17 protein-coding genes and 1 pseudogene are annotated in these 18,020 nt (G+C 59.3%); 10 read left to right on the forward strand and 8 right to left on the reverse strand.

Features of this window, described 5'->3' with window-relative positions; all coding sequences use genetic code 11:
• The first annotated feature begins 241 nt into the window (after positions 1-241).
• Positions 242-1,237, forward strand: a complete 996-nt coding sequence (locus tag BLX89_RS06285; RefSeq protein WP_075289771.1) for an aldo/keto reductase — start codon at positions 242-244, stop codon at positions 1,235-1,237.
• A gap of 16 nt (positions 1,238-1,253) precedes the next feature.
• Here the strand turns inward: BLX89_RS06285 and BLX89_RS06290 are convergent, their stop codons facing one another.
• Complete coding sequence (locus BLX89_RS06290; RefSeq protein WP_075289772.1) at positions 1,254-2,279, reverse strand: zinc-dependent alcohol dehydrogenase family protein; 1,026 nt, start codon at positions 2,277-2,279, stop codon at positions 1,254-1,256.
• A 192-nt stretch (positions 2,280-2,471) separates the two neighbouring features.
• Between BLX89_RS06290 and ypfJ the strand changes: the two genes are divergently transcribed.
• Entirely contained in the window at positions 2,472-3,407 is a 936-nt protein-coding gene (ypfJ, locus tag BLX89_RS06295) for a KPN_02809 family neutral zinc metallopeptidase (protein ID WP_075289773.1), read from the forward strand.
• Positions 3,408-3,411: 4 nt separating this feature from the next.
• A complete protein-coding gene (locus BLX89_RS06300; RefSeq protein WP_075289774.1) occupies positions 3,412-3,834 on the forward strand; it encodes a GFA family protein in 423 nt (140 codons plus the stop codon).
• Between the two features lie 8 nt (positions 3,835-3,842).
• Here the strand turns inward: BLX89_RS06300 and dnaG are convergent, their stop codons facing one another.
• Positions 3,843-5,834, reverse strand: a complete 1,992-nt coding sequence (dnaG, locus tag BLX89_RS06305) for a DNA primase (protein ID WP_075289775.1) — start codon at positions 5,832-5,834, stop codon at positions 3,843-3,845.
• A gap of 236 nt (positions 5,835-6,070) precedes the next feature.
• On the opposite strand from dnaG, the gene BLX89_RS06310 reads away from it, so the two are divergent.
• On the forward strand, positions 6,071-6,913 hold the full coding sequence (locus tag BLX89_RS06310) for a hypothetical protein (RefSeq protein ID WP_245292760.1): 843 nt from the start codon (positions 6,071-6,073) through the stop codon (positions 6,911-6,913).
• Here BLX89_RS06310 and BLX89_RS06315 read toward each other — a convergent pair.
• Positions 6,888-7,343 carry a GatB/YqeY domain-containing protein gene (locus BLX89_RS06315; RefSeq protein WP_075289777.1) on the reverse strand — a complete coding sequence of 152 codons (456 nt, stop codon included), beginning with the start codon at positions 7,341-7,343 and terminating at the stop codon, positions 6,888-6,890. The genes BLX89_RS06310 and BLX89_RS06315 overlap by 26 nt on opposite strands.
• Before the next feature lie 331 nt (positions 7,344-7,674).
• Here BLX89_RS06315 and carA point away from each other — a divergent pair, with 331 nt between their 5' ends.
• Positions 7,675-8,880: a glutamine-hydrolyzing carbamoyl-phosphate synthase small subunit gene (gene carA / locus BLX89_RS06320; protein WP_075289778.1), complete on the forward strand. Its 1,206-nt coding sequence runs from the start codon at positions 7,675-7,677 to the stop codon at positions 8,878-8,880.
• 72 nt (positions 8,881-8,952) lie between these two features.
• On the opposite strand, the gene BLX89_RS06325 is transcribed toward carA, so the two are convergent.
• The 3 genes from BLX89_RS06325 to BLX89_RS06335 form a co-directional block, all read right to left on the reverse strand.
• Positions 8,953-10,359 (reverse strand): MATE family efflux transporter, encoded by a 1,407-nt coding sequence (locus BLX89_RS06325; RefSeq protein ID WP_075289870.1) that lies wholly within the window; start codon positions 10,357-10,359, stop codon positions 8,953-8,955.
• A 201-nt stretch (positions 10,360-10,560) separates the two neighbouring features.
• Positions 10,561-11,805 carry a TCR/Tet family MFS transporter gene (locus tag BLX89_RS06330; protein WP_075289779.1) on the reverse strand — a complete coding sequence of 415 codons (1,245 nt, stop codon included), beginning with the start codon at positions 11,803-11,805 and terminating at the stop codon, positions 10,561-10,563.
• A gap of 141 nt (positions 11,806-11,946) precedes the next feature.
• Positions 11,947-12,840 (reverse strand): LysR family transcriptional regulator, encoded by an 894-nt coding sequence (locus tag BLX89_RS06335; protein WP_075289780.1) that lies wholly within the window; start codon positions 12,838-12,840, stop codon positions 11,947-11,949.
• A 444-nt stretch (positions 12,841-13,284) separates the two neighbouring features.
• On the opposite strand from BLX89_RS06335, the gene BLX89_RS06340 reads away from it, so the two are divergent.
• The gene (locus tag BLX89_RS06340; protein WP_075289781.1) at positions 13,285-13,779 is read left to right on the forward strand and encodes a MarR family winged helix-turn-helix transcriptional regulator; all 495 of its coding nucleotides are present in this window, start codon (positions 13,285-13,287) and stop codon (positions 13,777-13,779) included.
• Positions 13,776-14,456 (forward strand): GNAT family N-acetyltransferase, encoded by a 681-nt coding sequence (locus tag BLX89_RS06345; protein ID WP_075289782.1) that lies wholly within the window; start codon positions 13,776-13,778, stop codon positions 14,454-14,456. The genes BLX89_RS06340 and BLX89_RS06345 overlap by 4 nt, the downstream gene beginning before the upstream one ends.
• 103 nt (positions 14,457-14,559) lie before the next feature.
• Here BLX89_RS06345 and BLX89_RS06350 read toward each other — a convergent pair whose 3' ends face one another.
• Positions 14,560-14,988, reverse strand: a complete 429-nt coding sequence (locus BLX89_RS06350) for a VOC family protein (protein ID WP_075289783.1) — start codon at positions 14,986-14,988, stop codon at positions 14,560-14,562.
• A gap of 164 nt (positions 14,989-15,152) precedes the next feature.
• Here BLX89_RS06350 and BLX89_RS06355 point away from each other — a divergent pair.
• Both BLX89_RS06355 and BLX89_RS06360 read left to right on the forward strand, forming a co-directional pair.
• A pseudogene (locus BLX89_RS06355) lies at positions 15,153-15,614 on the forward strand (DEAD/DEAH box helicase); the annotation flags it as partial.
• Positions 15,615-16,194: 580 nt separating this feature from the next.
• Complete coding sequence (locus tag BLX89_RS06360; protein ID WP_075289871.1) at positions 16,195-16,923, forward strand: hypothetical protein; 729 nt, start codon at positions 16,195-16,197, stop codon at positions 16,921-16,923.
• Between the two features lie 2 nt (positions 16,924-16,925).
• Here BLX89_RS06360 and BLX89_RS24130 read toward each other — a convergent pair whose 3' ends face one another.
• Positions 16,926-17,549, reverse strand: a complete 624-nt coding sequence (locus BLX89_RS24130) for a metallophosphoesterase family protein (RefSeq protein WP_075289784.1) — start codon at positions 17,547-17,549, stop codon at positions 16,926-16,928.
• On the opposite strand from BLX89_RS24130, the gene BLX89_RS24945 reads away from it, so the two are divergent.
• Entirely contained in the window at positions 17,517-17,771 is a 255-nt protein-coding gene (locus BLX89_RS24945; protein ID WP_083637342.1) for a hypothetical protein, read from the forward strand. The genes BLX89_RS24130 and BLX89_RS24945 overlap by 33 nt on opposite strands.
• Positions 17,772-18,020 lie beyond the last annotated feature (249 nt).

Genomic DNA, 18,020 nt, shown 5'->3' on the forward strand with positions numbered 1-18,020 from the left:
GGTGAGAGGATCACCGGCCGGGGCGCATGCTTGTCAGTCGTAAAAGGCTAGAAGCGGCTTATAGGCAAATGTGTCCGTAAGCGGAACCCCGAAAATCAAGGATTCGACAGAAAATCCGAATCTTTGCCGCAGGCAGTGAATCCTTTGCAGGAACGACAATAAATCTTCAGCCAGCCATTTAACGGGCGACGGCTAAACCTATGTCTGGAGATGTATTTCCTGTTCTGGAAGGACATAATTCGTGACACTTCAAAAACGCAAGCTCGGCTCGCAAGGGCTTGAGGTTTCCGCCCTTGGCCTCGGCTGCATGGGCATGAGCCAATCCTACGGCCCGGCCGACGAGACAGAATCGATTGCCACGCTGCACCGCGCCATCGAGCTCGGCTGTACCTTTCTCGATACCGCGGAGGTCTACGGACCACTGAAGAACGAGGAGTTGCTCGGTCGCGCGTTGGCGGGGCGACGCAGCGAGGTGACGATTGCGACAAAATTCGGCTTCGTCATCCGGGATGGCAAGCAGCAGGGCACCAGTCTCGACAGTTCGCCCGCCAACATCCGCTATGCCGTCGAAGGATCGCTGAGACGGCTGCGCACCGATCATATCGACCTTCTCTATCAGCACCGCGTCGATCCGAACGTGCCGATTGCGGATGTTGCGGGCACGGTTTCCGATCTCGTCAAGGAGGGCAAGGTGCGTTTCTTCGGCCTTTCCGAGGCGGGCGTTGCCAATATCCGCAAGGCACATGTGGTGCATCCTGTGTCTGCAGTGCAAAGTGAATACTCGCCCTGGGAGCGCAATCTGGAGGCGGATGTCATTCCGGCGCTGCGCGACCTCGGCATCGGCCTCGTGCCGTTCTCACCGCTCGGTCGTGGTTTTCTCACGGGCGAGGTCAAGCGGGCGGAAGACTATCCGGAAGGTGATTTCCGTCGCAACGATCCGCGTTATCAGGGCGAGAACTACGATGCGAACGTGAAGGCCGCGAGCATCGTCAAGGACATTGCCGCGCGCCACGATGCGGCACCGGGCCAGATCGCGCTTGCGTGGATTCTCGGCAAGGGAAGTGACATCGTGCCGATCCCCGGCACCAAGCGTCGCCGTTATCTGGAGCAGAATATTGCTGCTGCCGATATCGTCCTCTCTCCAGATGAGATGGCCGAGCTCGATGCGGCACTGGCGCCCGACCGCATCTCCGGCGCGCGTTATGCGCCCGCAAATCAGGCAACGATCGATCGTTGATTTTGGAAGGCGGGGTTTAAATCCCCGCCATCACCAGCACCTTGATCTCGCCGGAGCGGGCGGGATTGCGGATCGCCTCGGGCGCTTCATCGAGCGTGATCCGCCGTGAGATCAGCTTTTCCACATTGACCTTTCCTGACCCCACCAGATCGGCCGCGCGGCGATGGGTGTGGGGATTGATGAAGGAGCCGATCACGCGCAGCTCCCGAAACAGAATGTCGAAAGGCTCGATCTCGACCTTCTCTCCCTGGGCCAGCACGCCGAGAATGACCACCGTGCCGCCGGACTTGGCAAGCTTCGGTGCCTGAGCCACCGTTTCGCGCACGCCGGCGCATTCGATGACAACATCGGCTCCGCCGGGCAGCAGGCCCCTTTTGCCGACAAGCCCGTCAACCGGATCGTCATCCGACGGATCGAAGCTGGCGGTCGCGCCGAGGTCTTCAGCGAGATCGCGTTTGGATTTCTGCCGTGTCGAGAGAATGACGGTCGTTGCACCCGCCAATCTGGCAAGCTGGACGGTCAACAGACCGATCACGCCGCCACCGAGCACGATGACGGAGGAGCCTGCCTTGATCGCGGCCATGTCGATACCGTGAAGGCAGCAGGCCAGCGGTTCGCAAAAGGCGCCATGTTCGGCGGGCAAGCTCAGCGGTATGTCGAACGCCTGTTTCTGCGGCACGATAACGTAGTCTGCAAACCCGCCGTCGCGGCTGATGCCGATCGCCTTCAGGTTGGCGCAGAGATTGACGCGGCCCGCCTGGCATTGCGGGCAGAGGCCGCAGGAAATATTGGGATCGCCGGTGATGCGCATGCCCGGACGAAAGCCGTTGACGGCATCGCCCACCGCCTCGACAATGCCGCAGAATTCGTGACCGAGCGTCACGGGCGGCGTGGAGGGAAACTCGCCGTGCAGCAGGTGACGATCGGTGCCGCAGATGCCGCAGGCTTCCACCTTGACCAGCAGATCCTCCGGTCCCGGCTGCGGTTTTTCGACCTCGCGAACAAACAGTTTACCGATTGCTTCCAGACGCATCGCCTTCATGTCGCGCTCCTCCCAAAGCGAGCATATATGCTGTCATGTTCCTGGCCTGCATGCCAGCCACAAGCCTCATTTTTCCCTCGCTGAAGTTTCTCGATTAGGCCTTGCACAAATTCGCGTCTGGCGCGTTATATGCTGGCGTGAGGCCAGTTTTCGCGGCTTCAACAGAAAGACACGCAGACGGGGAGTCGCACCATGGAATGGAAAGGCCGTCGCCAATCAGGCAACATTGAGGATGCACGCGGCTCCGGACCCGTGCGCGGCGGTTTGGGCGGCAACCCGTTCGGGCGTGGCGGCGGTTTCAGGATTCCGACCGGCGGTGGCGGTCGCGGTGGCGGCCTGAGCATCGGCACGATCATCTTTCTCGTGGTGATCTATTTCGTTTTGAAGATGATGGGCATCGACCTGTTGCAGGTGATGGATGGCGGGCAGACAAGCCCAAGCCCGTCCGGTTACGAGCAGAGCGAGGGCACCACGCAGGGCTCGGCGGAAGAGGAAGAGCGCAAGGCCTTCGTCGCCACCGTGCTTGCCGAGACCGAAGACACCTGGAACGGCATTTTCCAGGCGAGCGGCGAGACCTACGAGGAGCCGAAACTGGTTCTCTTCCGTGACGGTATCACTTCGGCATGCGGCAGCGCGTCCTCGGCCACCGGCCCGTTCTATTGCCCCGGTGACCGGAAGGTCTATCTCGACATGTCGTTCTTCGATGAACTCGCACAGCGTTTCGATGCGGCCGGCGATTTTGCGGAAGCCTATGTCATCGCCCATGAAGTGGGTCATCACGTGCAGAACCTTCTCGGCATTCTGCCCAAGGTCAATGCACAGCGCCAGCGCATGAGCGAAGCGGATTCGAACGAGATGTCGGTTCGCGTCGAGCTGCAGGCGGACTGCTTCGCCGGCATCTGGGGCAAATATACCGAGCAGAAGGGTTTGCTGGAGCAGGGCGATCTCGAAGAGGCGCTGAATGCCGCGACCCAGATCGGCGACGATACGCTGCAGAAGCGGACGCAGGGCTATGTCGTGCCGGAAAGCTTCAACCACGGTACGTCGGAGCAGCGCGCAACCTGGTTCAAGCGCGGCTTCGACAGTGGCAAGCTTTCCGCCTGCGACACGTTCAACAGCGATATCTGAGCCAATGGCCGAAGGGGAGGGACCGCGCCGTCTGCGAGGCGGATGCCTGTGCGGCGCGGTTCGATACGAGGTGGAGGATGCATTCGAATATGCGATGAATTGTCATTGCTCGAATTGCCGTCGTGCCACCGGGTCTGCCTTCAAGCCTTTTGCCGGGATTTCCAGCTCGGCTTTGATAATCGTCGAGGGTGGCGATGCGGTTTTGATCTATGGCGATCCGCAGGCAGAGCATGACGTTCATTGTGCGACATGCGGCTCGCTTCTCCATTCCGTCGTGCGGGAAGGGCGATATGTCCATGTGACGATGGGCACGCTGGCGGATCAGCCGTCGATCCGCCCGACCGCCCATATCTTCGTGGGATCCAAGGCCTCATGGTACGAGATCACGGATGGTTTGCCCGCCTATGACGAGTTTCCGACCGATTGAGAGCTGGGCTATTTGCCCGCCGGACCTTTTACCCGGCCAGACAACACGCCAAAGCCGTCTATGATCGCCTCCTGATTCTCAAGCCGCGTCACTTCCAGCTGGACTTCCTGCAACGTGCGCAGGATCTGGTCGACGCTTTCGAGGTCGCCTTCTTCGGTGGCGTGGCCCAGTTCCATTTCCAGTTCCCGGCGCTGCCACAACAGGGCCTTCGTCCGCTTGTGAAGGGAAAGCGCCTGAAGATAGCCTTCTCGCGCATCTTCCGGCGCAGCCTCGGCCGATGCCGTCCAGAGCCGCGCAAACCGGATTTGCTGGTCGAGCGTCTTTAGCAGCGTGCCGAAGCCGTCTGCTTCGAGCTGCTCCATCAGCCCGTCACGGGAAAGTCGCGGACCTTTGGCGGCAGCCGTGTTGAGGACGGACGACCAGAAGCGCTGGAGGTCGCGATTGTCAAAGTCGATCGCGGAAATCTCGTCGTATTCTTCGAACAACAGTTGCGGATGGTTGACGATCGTCAAGGCAAGTACGCTTTCGCGCAGCACGGGAAGGCTCTGGCCGCCGGTTACGAGTGACGATCGGGCCAGTCGATCGGAAACGCCGCCGGATTCGCGCTGGGAAAAGCTGTTGTTGCGTCCGGCCTGCCCACCACGTCCGCCGCGACCCGCGGATTGCCCGCGCTCAAAGTTTCTCTGTCCACTCTGCTGGCGGTTGCTGCCCTGAAAGAAGCCGTTCAGCCGATCACGGATATCCTGCCCGTAGTGGCGACGCACATTTTCATCGGCGATCACGGATACGACCTGTTTGAGCGTGGCTTCCAGTTCCGCACGTTTCTCCGGCGTGTCGAAGTTCGCCGACTGCACTTCGCGCGTCCATACCATTTCAGACAGCGAGCGCGCCGAGGCCAGCACCTTGTCGAAGGGGCCGCGACCATCGTTGCGCACCAGATCGTCGGGGTCCTTGCCGTCGGGCAAGAGCGCGAACCGCACGGAGCGGCCGGGCTTCAGATGCGGAAGCGCGAGATCAACCGCGCGATTGGCGGCGCGAATGCCGGCGCCGTCGCCGTCGAAACACAGGATCGGTTGTTGTGCCAGCTTCCAGAGCAAGTCGAGCTGGTTTTCCGTCAGTGCCGTGCCCAGCGGGGCAACGGCATTTTCAATGCCGGCCTGATGCAGCGCGATCACATCCATATAGCCTTCAACCGCAATGATCGTACCCGCGCCATCGGCTCCACCCATCGCCCGGCGCGCCCGGGCGAAATTGTAGAGCACATTGCCCTTGTGGAAGAGTTCCGTTTCGTTGGAGTTCAGGTATTTGGCCGGCGCATCCGGCGACATCGCACGACCGCCGAAGGCGATCACCTTCTCGCGGGCCGAAAGGATGGGAAACATGATGCGATCACGGAAACGATCGTAGGACACAGGGATATCAGGCCCATGAACGACAAGGCCGCAGGCCTCGATCTGCTCCTTGGCCACGCCCTTGGTCGCCAGATATTCCTTCAAGGCGTTGCGGCTTTCAGGCGCATAGCCCAGCCGGAAGGTTTCGATCGTGCGTCCCGTCAGGCCGCGGTCGCGCAAATAGGCCCGGGCCTTGGCGCCGCCCGCCGTCTGCAACTGATCCTGAAAGAACTGCGTCGCCATTTCCATGACGTCCTGAAGGCTCGCCCGCTGACGGTCACGTTTCTCGGCCTCGACATCGGGCTGCGGCATCGCCACGCCGGCGAGATCGGCAATCTGCTGCACGGCCTCCGGAAAGCTCATGCCGTCAAGATCGGTGAGGAAGCGGAAATGATCGCCGGAAACACCGCAGCCGAAGCAGTGGTAGCGGCCCTTGCGGTCCTCACAATGGAAACTCGGGGATTTTTCGCCGTGAAAGGGGCAGCAGGCCCAGAAATCGCCACGCGACTGGTTGGTCTTCTTGCGATCCCAGCTCACGCGCTTGCCAATCACGTCCGAAATTGGAACGCGGTCGCGAATTTCATCGAGAAAGGCGTTGGAAAAGCGCATGAAAACCTCTGATCTGGCCTTCATATAGGCGTCAAAGAAGCGCCACGCTACCGACGATATCGGGGATGCCCGCAATTCACAGCCCGCATCTCTGAAAGGGTTTTCTTATATACACGGTGAAACAATAAAAGGTTTGACACTGCTCGGTCGCAACAGCGATGAAGTCGTCCATATTTTCTCGGATTTTGACGATGGCTTTCACTGCACAAGCATTGGCGGAGAGTGGAGCATTTTTCATGGCGATGCGTGATGGCGCGCGCGCTATGACGTCGCTCTTTATCCAACAACCTCGGGAAAGCTCGATCTTCGCTTCGCAGCAGCGCTGGCTGATGGCACAGGCCGGTTTCGCGCTTTTCTATGGATGCCCCGCACTTGGCAAGCAGCCCGGCCTCTATTCCGGCCGTCTCGTTTCAACGATCGTCGATTATGACGTCGCCAGCCGCAACACGGCAGCAGTCTTCATGCAGGAGATGCTTGCCTATCGCTTCGTCAAATATCGGGAAAACCCGCCGGATCGCCGCACGCGGCTGCTCGACGTTACCGAGTTGGCGCTGGATCCCCTGCGGAAATGGATGCACCTGCATCTCAGCCTTCTCGATCATCTCGATGGTGGCGCGCGCGTTGCCACCCTCGCCGGGAACCCGGCTATATTTGCGTCTCTCGAGGCGAGGATCGGCTACGGCATTCTGGAAAACCAGCGGGTGCGCAATCCCGGGGAAGCCTTCAACCTCTTCACCTGGGCGAACGCCGGCGGCGGTGTCATGGATTATTTCATCGGCCGTATCCAGGAATGGAGCCCGGAGGCGGAGAAGATCGATATCGGGCCGATCGTGGCGGCGGATCTCTGCCGTACCTTCATGATTTCGAAAACCCATTTCAAGCGGCTGATGAAGCGTGCCTCGGAAATGGGGAGCCTCGGCTTCAACGGCACAGGCCCGGGCGCCGGACTCTGGCTGTCGCAGGGTTTCATCGACGAATACCGCAACTATCAGGCGGAAAAGTTCGCCATCATTGATGCGGCATTCGAAGCTGAGGCAGCAGCGCTGCCCGTTGTCAGAGAGCTGACAGCAATTCCTTGAGGATCGACGAGGCCTTGGCGAAATCCATCTGGCCGGCGTAACGCTCCTTCAGGATCGCCATGCACTTGCCCATGTCCTTGATGCCGGCGGCGCCGACTTCAGCAATAACCTCGGCGGTTACCGCGCGCACCTTGTCGTCGGAAAACTGCTCAGGCTGGAAATCCGAAATGATGGCGATTTCCTCGCGCTCATGGGCGGCAAGCTCCGGGCGGCCGGCATCGTCGTATATTTTGGCCGATTCCTCGCGCTGCTTGACCATCTTGGCCAGCAGCTGCAGCACCTCGTCGTCGGACGCCGCATCCTTGCCCGCGCCACGGTTGGCGATATCGCGCTCCTTGATCGCCGCCTGAACGAGGCGCAGCGTCGAAACGCGGCGCTGATCCTTGGTCTTCATTGCGGTCTTCAGGGCTTCGCTAATCGTCTCGCGCATATCGTTTTTCTCCCGCCGGTGGCGAAGGCGCGCCGCTTCAAAAAGCGCCGCGCCAAGGGTTGTGATTTGCCGCAGTCTTAGACCAGCATGGGCAAAACAATCAAACTGAATAGTCAAATATCTGATTTTGCTTTTCTTTTATTTCAGAACAATTCACAGGCGGGTGTTGACCCCAAGGGCCTGCGGGACTATTTTCCGGCACCTGCACCGAAATTGGCATGATCTTGAGCGACCGCGGGGTTTCCGCGCGCCCATGCCTGAGCACGAGAATTTGGCACACGGCCGCGGGAGGCGTCTCCCCGCTTCCCGTCACACGAACGGGATAGAAGATATGACCGCGACAGCCCCCTGGACCACCGAAAAACCCACCGCCTTGCTCGTTCTTGCCGACGGCACGGTCATCGAGGGCAAGGGCATCGGCGCAACCGGCCGCGTTCAGGCCGAAGTCTGCTTCAACACCGCGCTGACCGGCTACGAGGAGATCCTGACCGATCCTTCCTATCTCGGCCAGATCGTGACCTTTACCTTCCCGCATATCGGCAATATCGGCACCAATGACGAAGACATCGAAGACCTGACGCCGGCGGCCCGCCACGGCGCGGTCGGCGTGATCTTCAAGGCCGACATCACCGAGCCTTCGAACTACCGCGCCTCCAAGCATCTCGACGAATGGCTGAAAGCCCGCGGGATCATCGGCCTCAGCGGCATCGACACCCGCGCCCTGACCGCCTGGATCCGTGAAAACGGCGCGCCAAACGCTGTGATCGCCCACGATCCGAACGGCGTCTTCGACATCGAAGCGCTGAAGGCGGAAGCGGCTGCCTGGAGCGGCCTTGAAGGTCTCGACCTCGCCAAGGTCGCATCGTCCGGCCAGTCCTCGCGCTGGACGCAGACCCCGTGGGTCTGGAACGAAGGTTACGGCGAACTCGACGAAGCCAAGGCCGCTCACCACATCGTTGCGCTGGATTTCGGCGTGAAGCGCAATATCCTGCGCCTCTTTGCCGGTCTCGACTGCAAGGTCACCGTCATGCCGGCAACGGCGACGGCGGAAGAGGTTCTGGCCCAGAAGCCGGACGGCATCTTCCTGTCCAATGGCCCGGGGGACCCGGCGGCAACCGGTGAGTATGCCGTCCCGGTGATCCAGGAACTGATCACCACGGATATTCCGATGTTCGGCATCTGCCTCGGCCACCAGATGCTCGGTCTCGCGCTCGGCGGCAAGACCGAGAAGATGCACCAGGGCCACCACGGCGCCAACCATCCTGTGAAGGACCACACAACCGGCAAGGTCGAGATCGTGTCGATGAACCATGGCTTTGCCGTCGATGCCAAGTCGCTGCCGGAGAGCGTGGAAGAAACCCACGTCTCGCTGTTCGATGGCACCAATTGTGGCCTGCGGCTCAAGGGCAAGAACGTCTTCTCGGTGCAGCATCACCCGGAAGCTTCGCCCGGCCCGCAGGACAGCCACTACCTCTTCCGCCGCTTCGTCAATATGATCAGAGAAAAGAAGGGCGAGCCGGCGGTCGCCGAGCGGTAAGGCGCGGGTTTGAACATAAAGAAAAGGCCTGCGATGCGGGCCTTTTCTTTATGGCGATTAGATCGACCCTGATCAGGCGGGCAGCGCCAGCGCCTTCCTCTCCCGCGACAGGAAGCGGAAGAAACGCCAGGTGAGCGAGATACTGGCAGCCGTCAGGCCGATGACGAAACCGTACCAGATTCCGAGACCTCCGAAGCCGAGCGGAAACGCCAGAATATAGGCAGAAACGAAGCCGATCGCCCAATAGGAGATCAGCGCGAAAACCATCGGCACCGTCGTATCCTTCAGGCCGCGCAGCATGCCGGCGGCGAGCGCCTGCACGCCATCGACGAGCTGAAAGGCGCCGGCAATGACGATCAGCGGCCCGGCATAGGCAATCACATCCATCGCATCGGGCCTGCGGGTGTCGAGATAAAGCATCGCCAGTTCGTGCGAGAACAGGGCGAAGACCAGGCTGCCGACGACCGCAAAGGCACAACCCAGCACGAGCACAGCCAGTGCCGCGCGCCTGATGCCTTCCGCATCCCGACGCCCGTGGGCAAGGCCGATGCGCACGGTCGCCACCTGCGCCAATCCCAGCGGGATCATGAAGGCGACGGAGGCGAACTGCAGCGCAATGCCATGGGCGGCAAGCTCGACCGTGCCGATCATGCCCATCAGCAGCGACGCGACGGTGAAGAGGCTGACTTCAGCAAGGATCGTCACCGCAATCGGCAGACCGAGCTTCACGACTTCTTTCAGCACCGGCCAGTCCGGGCGCCAGAAGCGAACGAAAATCTCGTAATCGTGGGTCTGCTGCGTGCGCTGAATGTAGATGTAGAGCAGCACGAAGCTCATCGTGTTGACGACAAGAGCCGCAATCGCCGCACCGACAATGCCGAGCGCCGGCGCGCCGAAATGGCCGAAGATGAAGACGTAGCACATCGCGGCGTTGGTCGCGAGAATGGCGATCGTGACATACAGGATGATGCCTGCCCGCTGCAGCGAGCTCAGAAAGCCACGCAACACCATGAACAACAGAGCCGGAAAAATCCCCCACTGGGCGACACGCTGGTATTGGCCGGCAAGTGCTGCGACCTCCGGCTGCTGGCCCATGAAGCGGAGCACGGCCTCCGCGTACCAGAGCAGGGGCGCCGTCAGAACGCCATAACCGAGCACGGCCCACATGCCCATGCGCACGGCACGACGAACAGCGACGCGGTCGCCACGGCCTTCGGCCTGGGCCACGATCGGCACGACGGCATTGGCAAGGCCGGAGCCGAAGATGAAGACGGTGAAGAACATCTGGGCGGCCAGAACCATCGCAGCAAGCTCGGTTGTCCCGAGCCGGCCCACCATCAGCACGTCGGTCGCGTGGATCGCGAACTGCGCGATCTGCGCACCGATGAAAGGAATGCCAAGCGCGATGGTGGCGCGATAATGCACCGACCACGAATTGCTCGTGCCCGCGTCTTCCGGGCTTTCCGTCCTCGTCAACATGGTAAGATTGGCCTTTGGCTTCATCGCAGCCGGACAATGGCCGCACGATGGGAGTTGCGGAAATACCTGAATGCCGCCGAATTGGCCAGTCAAACCATAGAAATCGCTTATTTTTTCATCAAAACATCACGAAAAATGATGGGATTTGGAAGAAATGGCATGATCTTCGCCGGTTTTGGCGAATTTTTGAAAAACCGCTGCTCAAGCCGCACTCTTCAGCAGAGCGTCTTCCGCGCCGGGCTTGAGCTTCGTCATGTAGACCGCGAGGGCGAGCACAATGAAAAATCCCGACAGCACATAGGGTGCACCGGCGAAGTGGATGCCTGCATCGGGCGCAGTAAAGCTGCTGAAGATCTGGGTGAACATGATCGGGCCGATGATGGTGGTGAAGCTCGATATGCTGGAGAGCGCGCCTTGCAACTCCCCTTGCGCGGAGGGCGGGACCTTGGCTGCGGCGATGCTTCTGAGCGGCGGATCTGCCAGTGCCTCGATGCAGGTCAGCAGGATCACGGCGTAGACCATCCAGCCCTGAAAGGCGAAGGCAAAGCCGAACAGCCCAAGCCCGGTGAAGATCAGCCCGACCGCCCCTGACTTCCATTCGCCGAGCCATGGCACGACCCGCGGCAGCACCAGCCCCATGACCAGCGCACCGCAAATGCCGAAAATGCCCAGCGACAGGCCGATCTGGCCCTCGCTCCAGCCATAGCGCTCCGAAGTGACGAAAGACCAGACGGCGGGATAGACCGCGTGGGCCTGCCAGTAGAGAAAGAAGACCAGCAGTATCCAGCCAATGCCGCGATAGTTGCGCATCTGCTTCACGGCGCCGAGCGGGTTGGCGCGTTTCCACTCGAAGGTTCGGCGGTGTTCCGCGCCGAGCGTTTCCGGCAGCAGGAAGTAGGCGACGACGAAGTTGACGAAGGAGAGGGCGGCTGCACCATAAAAAGGCACACGCGGACCGAACTCGCCCAGAATGCCACCCAGAACCGGACCGAGCGCAAAACCGGTGCCGAAGGCGATGCCGATCAGGCCGAAATTCTTGGCGCGATTGCTGTCGTCGCTGACATCGGCAATGTAGGCGGACGCGGTCGAAAAGCTGGCGCCGCTGATGCCGGCCAGCACCCGCCCGACGAAAAGCATCCAGTAGGTTGTGGCAAGCGCACAGATCAGATTGTCGAGCGCGAAGGTCAGGACCGAGGCAAGCAGCACAGGCCGGCGGCCAAAACGATCCGACAGATTGCCGATCAGCGGAGCAAACAGGAACTGCATGCCTGAATAGGCAAGCAACAGCCAGCCACCTTCCACAGCTGCTTCGCTGATCGTCGCTCCCGTCAGTTCCTCTAGATAGGCGGGCAGCACGGGCATGATGATGGCGATGCCCATGATGTCGAGAAACAGGATGATGAAGACGAGAAAAAGGCCGCGCCGTGCCGATTGCGGATCGATCATCACTCACCCCATCCTTGCCGGCATTTCGATACGAAACGGGAACGAACCTGCGGAAATTTTCCGTAGCGCAAAAAATAGCGCGAAACAATCCGTGAACATTTCAATGTTGATGATGGGAGGATTGCTGCCGGTGATACCCGGTTATCGCTGCTGTTTTATGAAGTCGATGAAAGCGCGCAGCGGCGCTGGCATATGCCGACGGCTAGCATAGTAGAGAAACGGGCCGGGGAATGAGGTCACCCAGTCCTCAAGAATCGGCACAAGCTTTCCCGCCGCGATGGCCGGCGCCAGAAAATCTTCGAAAGTCCTGATAATTCCCATTCCTTCGACGGCGGCCTCGATTTCCAGTTGGACCGTGTTGGCGATGAGCTTGGAGGGCGGCGTGATGCGGATGGTTTCCTCTGCGCGATCGAATTCCCAGGGTGGCATGGCGCCGCTTAGAAATCTGTGGCGGATGCAGGTATGATCGAGGATATCGTTCGGATGCTTCGGTTCGCCGTAAGCGGCAAGATAGGCCGGCGCCGCAGCGGTCACATAACGCTGGATGCGCGGACCGATGGGAACGGCAATCATATCGCGTTCCAGCCGTTCGTCGTAACGGATGCCCGCATCGAACCCGGCGGCAAGCACATCGATGAAATTGTCTTCGCCGCGCACTTCCAGCGTGATGTCCGGGTATTGCTTCAGGAACGCGCTGATGAGCGCCGGCAGAAACGTCATGGCGGTCACCGTCGGAACGTTGAGGCGCAACGTGCCGGCAGGGCTTTCGCGGAAACTGTTGATCTGATCGAGCGCAAGCGCCACGTCGCCGAGTGCGGGGGTCAAACGTTCCAGCAGGCGTTCTCCGGCTTCCGTGACCGTAACGCTTCGTGTCGTGCGGTTGAGCAGACGAACGCCGAGCCGTTGCTCCAGCCGCCGCAGCGCCTCGCTCAGGGATGAAGCGGAAACACCGCGTTGCAGGGCCGCGGCCCGAAAGCTGCGGGCCTGGGCAACGGCCGTGAAGGCGTCGAGGTCGGCAAGGGGCAAATCCGTCATCGTTCAAAATTCCGCACAAGGAAAGGGCTCAGTGACGGAATATCGCATGATGTTTTGCTGGAGAAAACCACGGGATCCGACTGCCGAAAGGCTCTCGTCTGATCCCGCAAGAAAAAAGGCCGGGCGAAATTCGCACCGACCTTCCTCACTCCATCTCAACGACACTGCCAGTACATCCGTGGTCAGGCGGAGATGAATTCTTTGTTGAAGCGAATATGGAGGGCAAATGTAACCATTTCAAGACAGTCGTGTAAAAGATTTAAAACAAAGAAAAATCTGCTTTCACGTCGAACGGCTTTGCGGGCGGAGGAACTTGAGGCAATTGTGTCGACGGTCAGGAAGCCGGGGGAATTATCGGCAGGGAAAATCCCACATCGGAGAGTCTTGCCAGGCAATTTGATGTTGTGTTATATAACGTGTTATGTAAATTCAGTGAGCGGTCGTATGGTTGAAGATGTTGTAAAGTCGCTCGGCTTTCTGGCGATGGGAACGCGCATGAAGCGTATCGGGGAGCGGCTCCAGGCCGACACGCAAGTTCTGCTGGAAGCAATGGAGCTGCCGGTGGGCGCTGGCCAATGTCCCTTGCTCGCGGCAATCGATATGCTCGGGCCGCTGACGATCGGTGAACTGGCGGAGGCGCTCGGCATTACCCAGCCGGCGATTACCCGCAGCGTCAACCAACTCGCCGATCTTGGTTATCTGGCTGTCAAGCCTGCCGAGGACGATCAGCGACGGCGTATCGTTCACCTGACGGAGCAGGGCCGCCGGCTGGTGGAACGGGCAAAGGCCGAGATATGGCCGCGCATCGAGGCGGCCGTGCGCGACCTCTGCGGCGGGCTTTCCGGCCCCTTTCTCGAACAACTGGCGGCCGTAGAGGGTGGCCTTGCCGCGCGCTCGCTGAAGCAGCGCAGCGATATGCTTAAAGGACAAGAACCATGAAACATCTGCTTGATCGCCCCATATGGAGCGCCCTTGAAACGCGCCACGCAGCTCTTGGTGAAGGCGATGGGCGAGCGAGGCGGTTTCGCCCGCCCATCCATACATTTGCCGGTATGAAGGACGACGAGGAAGAAAGTCTGGAGGCGCTGGCGAAGCTGCCGGCGCCCGGCGAAACCTTGCTGATCGTGCAATCCGATGACATCCGCATCCCCGCAAATTTCGTCGTCAATGCCACGGCGAAACTGGTGCAGATGCAGGCGGAAGAGCATCTGCCGCCGATAGAGGACGAGCGCATCGTGCCGCTGACGGCCGACGACGCGCAGGACATGCTCGATCTCGCGATGCTGACGAAGCCGGGTCCTTTCACGCTTCATGCCCAGAGCCTTGGCAGTTTCTGGGGGATCAGGGAAAACGGCCGGCTCGTGGCAATGGCCGGCGAGAGGTTGAAGCAGCCGGGTTTCACCGAGCTCAGTGGCGTCTGCACGCATCCGGATGTGCGCGGCAGAGGCATCGGTCGCCTGCTGTCGCTCTATGTCGGCGGTAAGATATTCGCCAACAACGAGCGTCCCTATCTGCACGCCTATGTGACCAACACCGCGGCCATCGGGCTTTATGAAACGCTCGGCTTCAAGGTGCGCGAGGCGATGAATGTCGCCGTCATCACCCGGGAGGCGTGAGGCTAGGGTCTGTGAGGTTCAGATTGAACCTCACAGACCCTAGATTTCTTTCATTTCGTTTGTCCTTTCGGGAAAACCGGTTTCCACTTTTCCCTGGCAAACTCTAGAAGGTAATCTTCACGGACGGGGCGCTGCGTTTTGACTCCCCGTGAAAGACCGCTTCGATGTTGTTTCCATCGCGATCGAGCAGGAAGGCGGCGTAATAGTCCGGATGATAGGGGCGTTCCCCGGGCGCTCCATTGTCTTGTCCTCCATGGGCCAAGCCGGCTTCATAGAAGGCGCGGACGGTTGCCTCATCGGCGGCCTGGAAAGCCAGATGATGGCGGCCGGTCAACGCGCCTGCCGAGGCTTCGCTGTCGAGCGCAGAGATGAACAACTCGTCGGCCCAGAAGTAGCTCTCCTCTTCCCCGCCGATCGGAATGCCGAGAACCTCGAAGATCGCGCCGTAGAAATTCCGGCTTGCGGCAAGGTCGCGTACGACCAGCTGGATGTGATCAATCAGTCGCCCGCGATGCAGTTCGTTGGTTTCCATCTCCGCCTCCTTCTGTTCGAGACAGAGATTTAGGCGGGGGCGGAGGGCTTTCAATCAGAAGAAAAGCAAAAAGGGTTGGTGGGCTGTCTGCGTGACAGGCCAAAAGCTGGTTGCCGCGGATCGATCTGTGACATATTCCGGCGCTGAAGGAGATTCCTGCCAGAATGAACACCCAAGCTCATCACCTCCTGGATCGCACGGGAACCAGAAATCCGCTCGATGTCCTGAAGACCGTCTATGGGTATTCCGCATTCCGGGGAAAGCAATCCGAGGTGGTGGAGCACGTCACGGCGGGTGGGGATGCGGTCGTGCTGTTTCCGACGGGTGCGGGCAAGTCGCTGTGCTTTCAGGTTCCAGCGCTGTGCCGCCGCGGCGTCGGCATTGTTGTCTCGCCGCTGATCGCGCTGATGCGCGACCAGGTGGAGGCGCTGAAGCAACTCGGCGTAAATGCTGCCGCGCTCAATTCGTCATTGAGCCGGGAGGAAGCCTTTGCCGTTCGTGATGCGCTGCGGGCCGGCAAGCTCGATCTACTCTATGTGACGCCGGAGCGCATCCTGACGCCGTCTTTCCGCGATCTGATCAACGGCGCGGATATCGCGCTTTTTGCGATCGACGAGGCGCACTGTTTTCCCGTATTCACGGTTTTGACCATAAAACAGAAGGTATCAGTAACTCATTGACTCTGCAACCCTATCGGCTGGACGAGGCCGATTTTATCGGGGCGGGTATCATTTCCAGAGCATCCGCCGACTAGGCGGATACCGCCTTGAGTATACGTGCCGTTCGGACAGCGACCGCTAGAGTCTGGCAGTCCGTTCGGCTCGTATACAAAAGACTCCGGGCGTCAGCCTGTCCTTTTCATCTCGCATAGCGAGATGCCTGACTTTAGCTTTGAGGGCGGCGAAGCAAACGGCAAGAGCACAATAGCCATTCGTTAACCATATGCAGCTGAAAGATCGAAACCGGTGATCCTGCGCGTGCTCACCACATTGGTGTGAACATGGCCGAGTCGAAAGCGGTCGCTTCTTCGGAGCGGTTGCCGCGTTCGTTTGAGCAAGTAGCCTCCTACCAGCAAACAGGACGCCGTCGCCAGATACGTTAGAACAAGGTCAAACCTTGAAGCGACAAAGCATTGGGGTGTGAATAGCGATTGTCATGTTAACGTTCATCGCCGAACATCAGCAGCATACGCAGGAGATGAGGCCAATGGGTGAAATCAACCTGGAACAACGAGAAATCGAGGCGATCAAAGGCATCGATGAACGCGAACTATCCAAGCTGATTGATGAGGCTATGGAAGCAGAAAGGCTTGGCGACCTGTACCGGCTCAGGCTACGCGACTGTGGTGAATACGTTGGGAGCAAGCTGCATTATTTCGAGAAGGCTTTGAACGCGTATCGGGACGCGAAGTCTGCGAAAAAGCGGGAGGAGACCTACGGTTACGCGAGGCGCATGGGTTCTGATTTATCCTTTGCCTTCGGCAGGATGAAACATCGAATGGAAACTGAGGAACGTCAGCGCCCGTACTGGTATGTCGACGACAAAGTGTACTGGCCACATGATTTCACAAACAACCTGTCAGTGACGATTTCTTACCGCTGGCGGAAAGAGGTCGAAGACGACTGGAACACAGGCCGCATCACATTTCACCACAAGGTCATTCCTCGGCCGTCGTATCTGCAGCCGCAGCCAAAGCGGAAGCCGAGCAAAGCGAAGCAGGAGGAAATTCGTCAGAACGAACTGTCATCGACCTGGCAGCATCTGATGAAAAGCGCTTTGTATACGCTGAGGGACTATTTCGAGGGCGGTGGCGATGGACACCAAATTCCGGGAACGTTCACAGCCGTGCCTGATCGGGATGGCCACTTGAACAATTTCAGCTTGAAGTTTTGGACAGATGACGAGAAGGCCGGTGCAGCGAGCGCGGCGACATAGCCTTAGTCGGCAGTCACCTTGGCAACGTTCCGGTTTTGCTCTTCCATTCTGGCGTCAAAGCGGTGAATGACCGGGTTGCCATTTATCTTCTCGGCACAGATGAAGCCTGTGAGTTCATCGTCAACGAACACAGCTGAAGAAATACGACCAGTGCGGTAAGACCCGGTGTCTATAGCTATCCGGTTCCCGTGCACCTCAGGAAGTTCGCTATCGGTGATGGTGTGTCCGTGCACGACAGTCTTCTCTAACTCCCCGCTGAACCCGATAAATCCATCCCTGATCCATCGAAGATCGTATGGATTCTGATCCGCCAGTTTGATGCCAGGCCGAACACCGGCGTGGACGAAACAGAAATTGGTGGTCTCCACCTTGTCGACCGCTGCTTGCAGCATCTCGACGTGATGATCGTAGAACTCTTGAATCAGTGCGGCGAATTCTTGCATCGATGGTCTCTGCCCGCCACAATAGGCCTCGACAGTTTGCCAGCCACCAAAATCTTCGAGCCAAGCAGCCTGCTCGTCTGGCCTCAGAATACCGCTGACCGCGTGCCAGAAGCGTTCATCATGATTGCCCAGCACGAACTTTGAGCCCGGATGCAGCAGCATCGTCTGGTTGACGATTTCCATGCACTCCTTGCTGTCTGGACCACGATCAACTATGTCGCCGAGGAATATGAAGCGTCGAGCATAGTCGGCCGCATCTTCATTTATCGCTGCGAGGAGCAGGCGAAGGAGATCGTCTCAGCCGTGGATATCCCCGATTGCATAAGTCAGGTTCATTCTGAATGCTGCCCGTTCCGTGATTGGGTTGACCTCTACGTTCAAAAGGTTTCCGACGCCTTGCTCTAAAGGCACAACGTGTCGCGTTGTCATCAAAGTATTTGGGCCACGAAGAACCGCAATGAAAGGCGCACGATGAATAGATTGGCCGCGAGAACGAATATTGGTACGGTGCCAGTCTAATCGGAGGTGCCGCAATGGTTAGTGGTTGGGACAAACATCCGGGTCCGGAAAATGATTACGCCTCAAAACCGTGGTCGAAATCTAGATCAATAACTTTCGGAGTAATCTTGATAGTAGGCGCGATAGCCTTGGTTT

Source organism: Pararhizobium arenae (genome assembly GCF_001931685.1).
GTDB classification, from domain to species: domain Bacteria; phylum Pseudomonadota; class Alphaproteobacteria; order Rhizobiales; family Rhizobiaceae; genus Pararhizobium; species Pararhizobium arenae.

Coding starts and splice junctions, on each gene's coding strand:
- BLX89_RS06290 (WP_075289772.1), bottom strand. CDS start 2,279: ATGAAGGCGATGCGTCTGGAAGCAATCGGTAAACTGTTTGTTCGCGAG.
- ypfJ (WP_075289773.1), top strand. CDS start 2,472: ATGGAATGGAAAGGCCGTCGCCAATCAGGCAACATTGAGGATGCACGC.
- BLX89_RS06300 (WP_075289774.1), top strand. CDS start 3,412: ATGGCCGAAGGGGAGGGACCGCGCCGTCTGCGAGGCGGATGCCTGTGC.
- dnaG (WP_075289775.1), bottom strand. CDS start 5,834: ATGCGCTTTTCCAACGCCTTTCTCGATGAAATTCGCGACCGCGTTCCA.
- BLX89_RS06310 (WP_245292760.1), top strand. CDS start 6,071: ATGGCGATGCGTGATGGCGCGCGCGCTATGACGTCGCTCTTTATCCAA.
- BLX89_RS06315 (WP_075289777.1), bottom strand. CDS start 7,343: ATGCGCGAGACGATTAGCGAAGCCCTGAAGACCGCAATGAAGACCAAG.
- carA (WP_075289778.1), top strand. CDS start 7,675: ATGACCGCGACAGCCCCCTGGACCACCGAAAAACCCACCGCCTTGCTC.
- BLX89_RS06325 (WP_075289870.1), bottom strand. CDS start 10,359: ATGTTGACGAGGACGGAAAGCCCGGAAGACGCGGGCACGAGCAATTCG.
- BLX89_RS06330 (WP_075289779.1), bottom strand. CDS start 11,805: ATGATCGATCCGCAATCGGCACGGCGCGGCCTTTTTCTCGTCTTCATC.
- BLX89_RS06335 (WP_075289780.1), bottom strand. CDS start 12,840: ATGACGGATTTGCCCCTTGCCGACCTCGACGCCTTCACGGCCGTTGCC.
- BLX89_RS06340 (WP_075289781.1), top strand. CDS start 13,285: ATGGTTGAAGATGTTGTAAAGTCGCTCGGCTTTCTGGCGATGGGAACG.
- BLX89_RS06345 (WP_075289782.1), top strand. CDS start 13,776: ATGAAACATCTGCTTGATCGCCCCATATGGAGCGCCCTTGAAACGCGC.
- BLX89_RS06350 (WP_075289783.1), bottom strand. CDS start 14,988: ATGGAAACCAACGAACTGCATCGCGGGCGACTGATTGATCACATCCAG.
- BLX89_RS06360 (WP_075289871.1), top strand. CDS start 16,195: ATGGGTGAAATCAACCTGGAACAACGAGAAATCGAGGCGATCAAAGGC.
- BLX89_RS24945 (WP_083637342.1), top strand. CDS start 17,517: ATGCAGCAGCATCGTCTGGTTGACGATTTCCATGCACTCCTTGCTGTC.
- BLX89_RS24130 (WP_075289784.1), bottom strand. CDS start 17,549: ATGGAAATCGTCAACCAGACGATGCTGCTGCATCCGGGCTCAAAGTTC.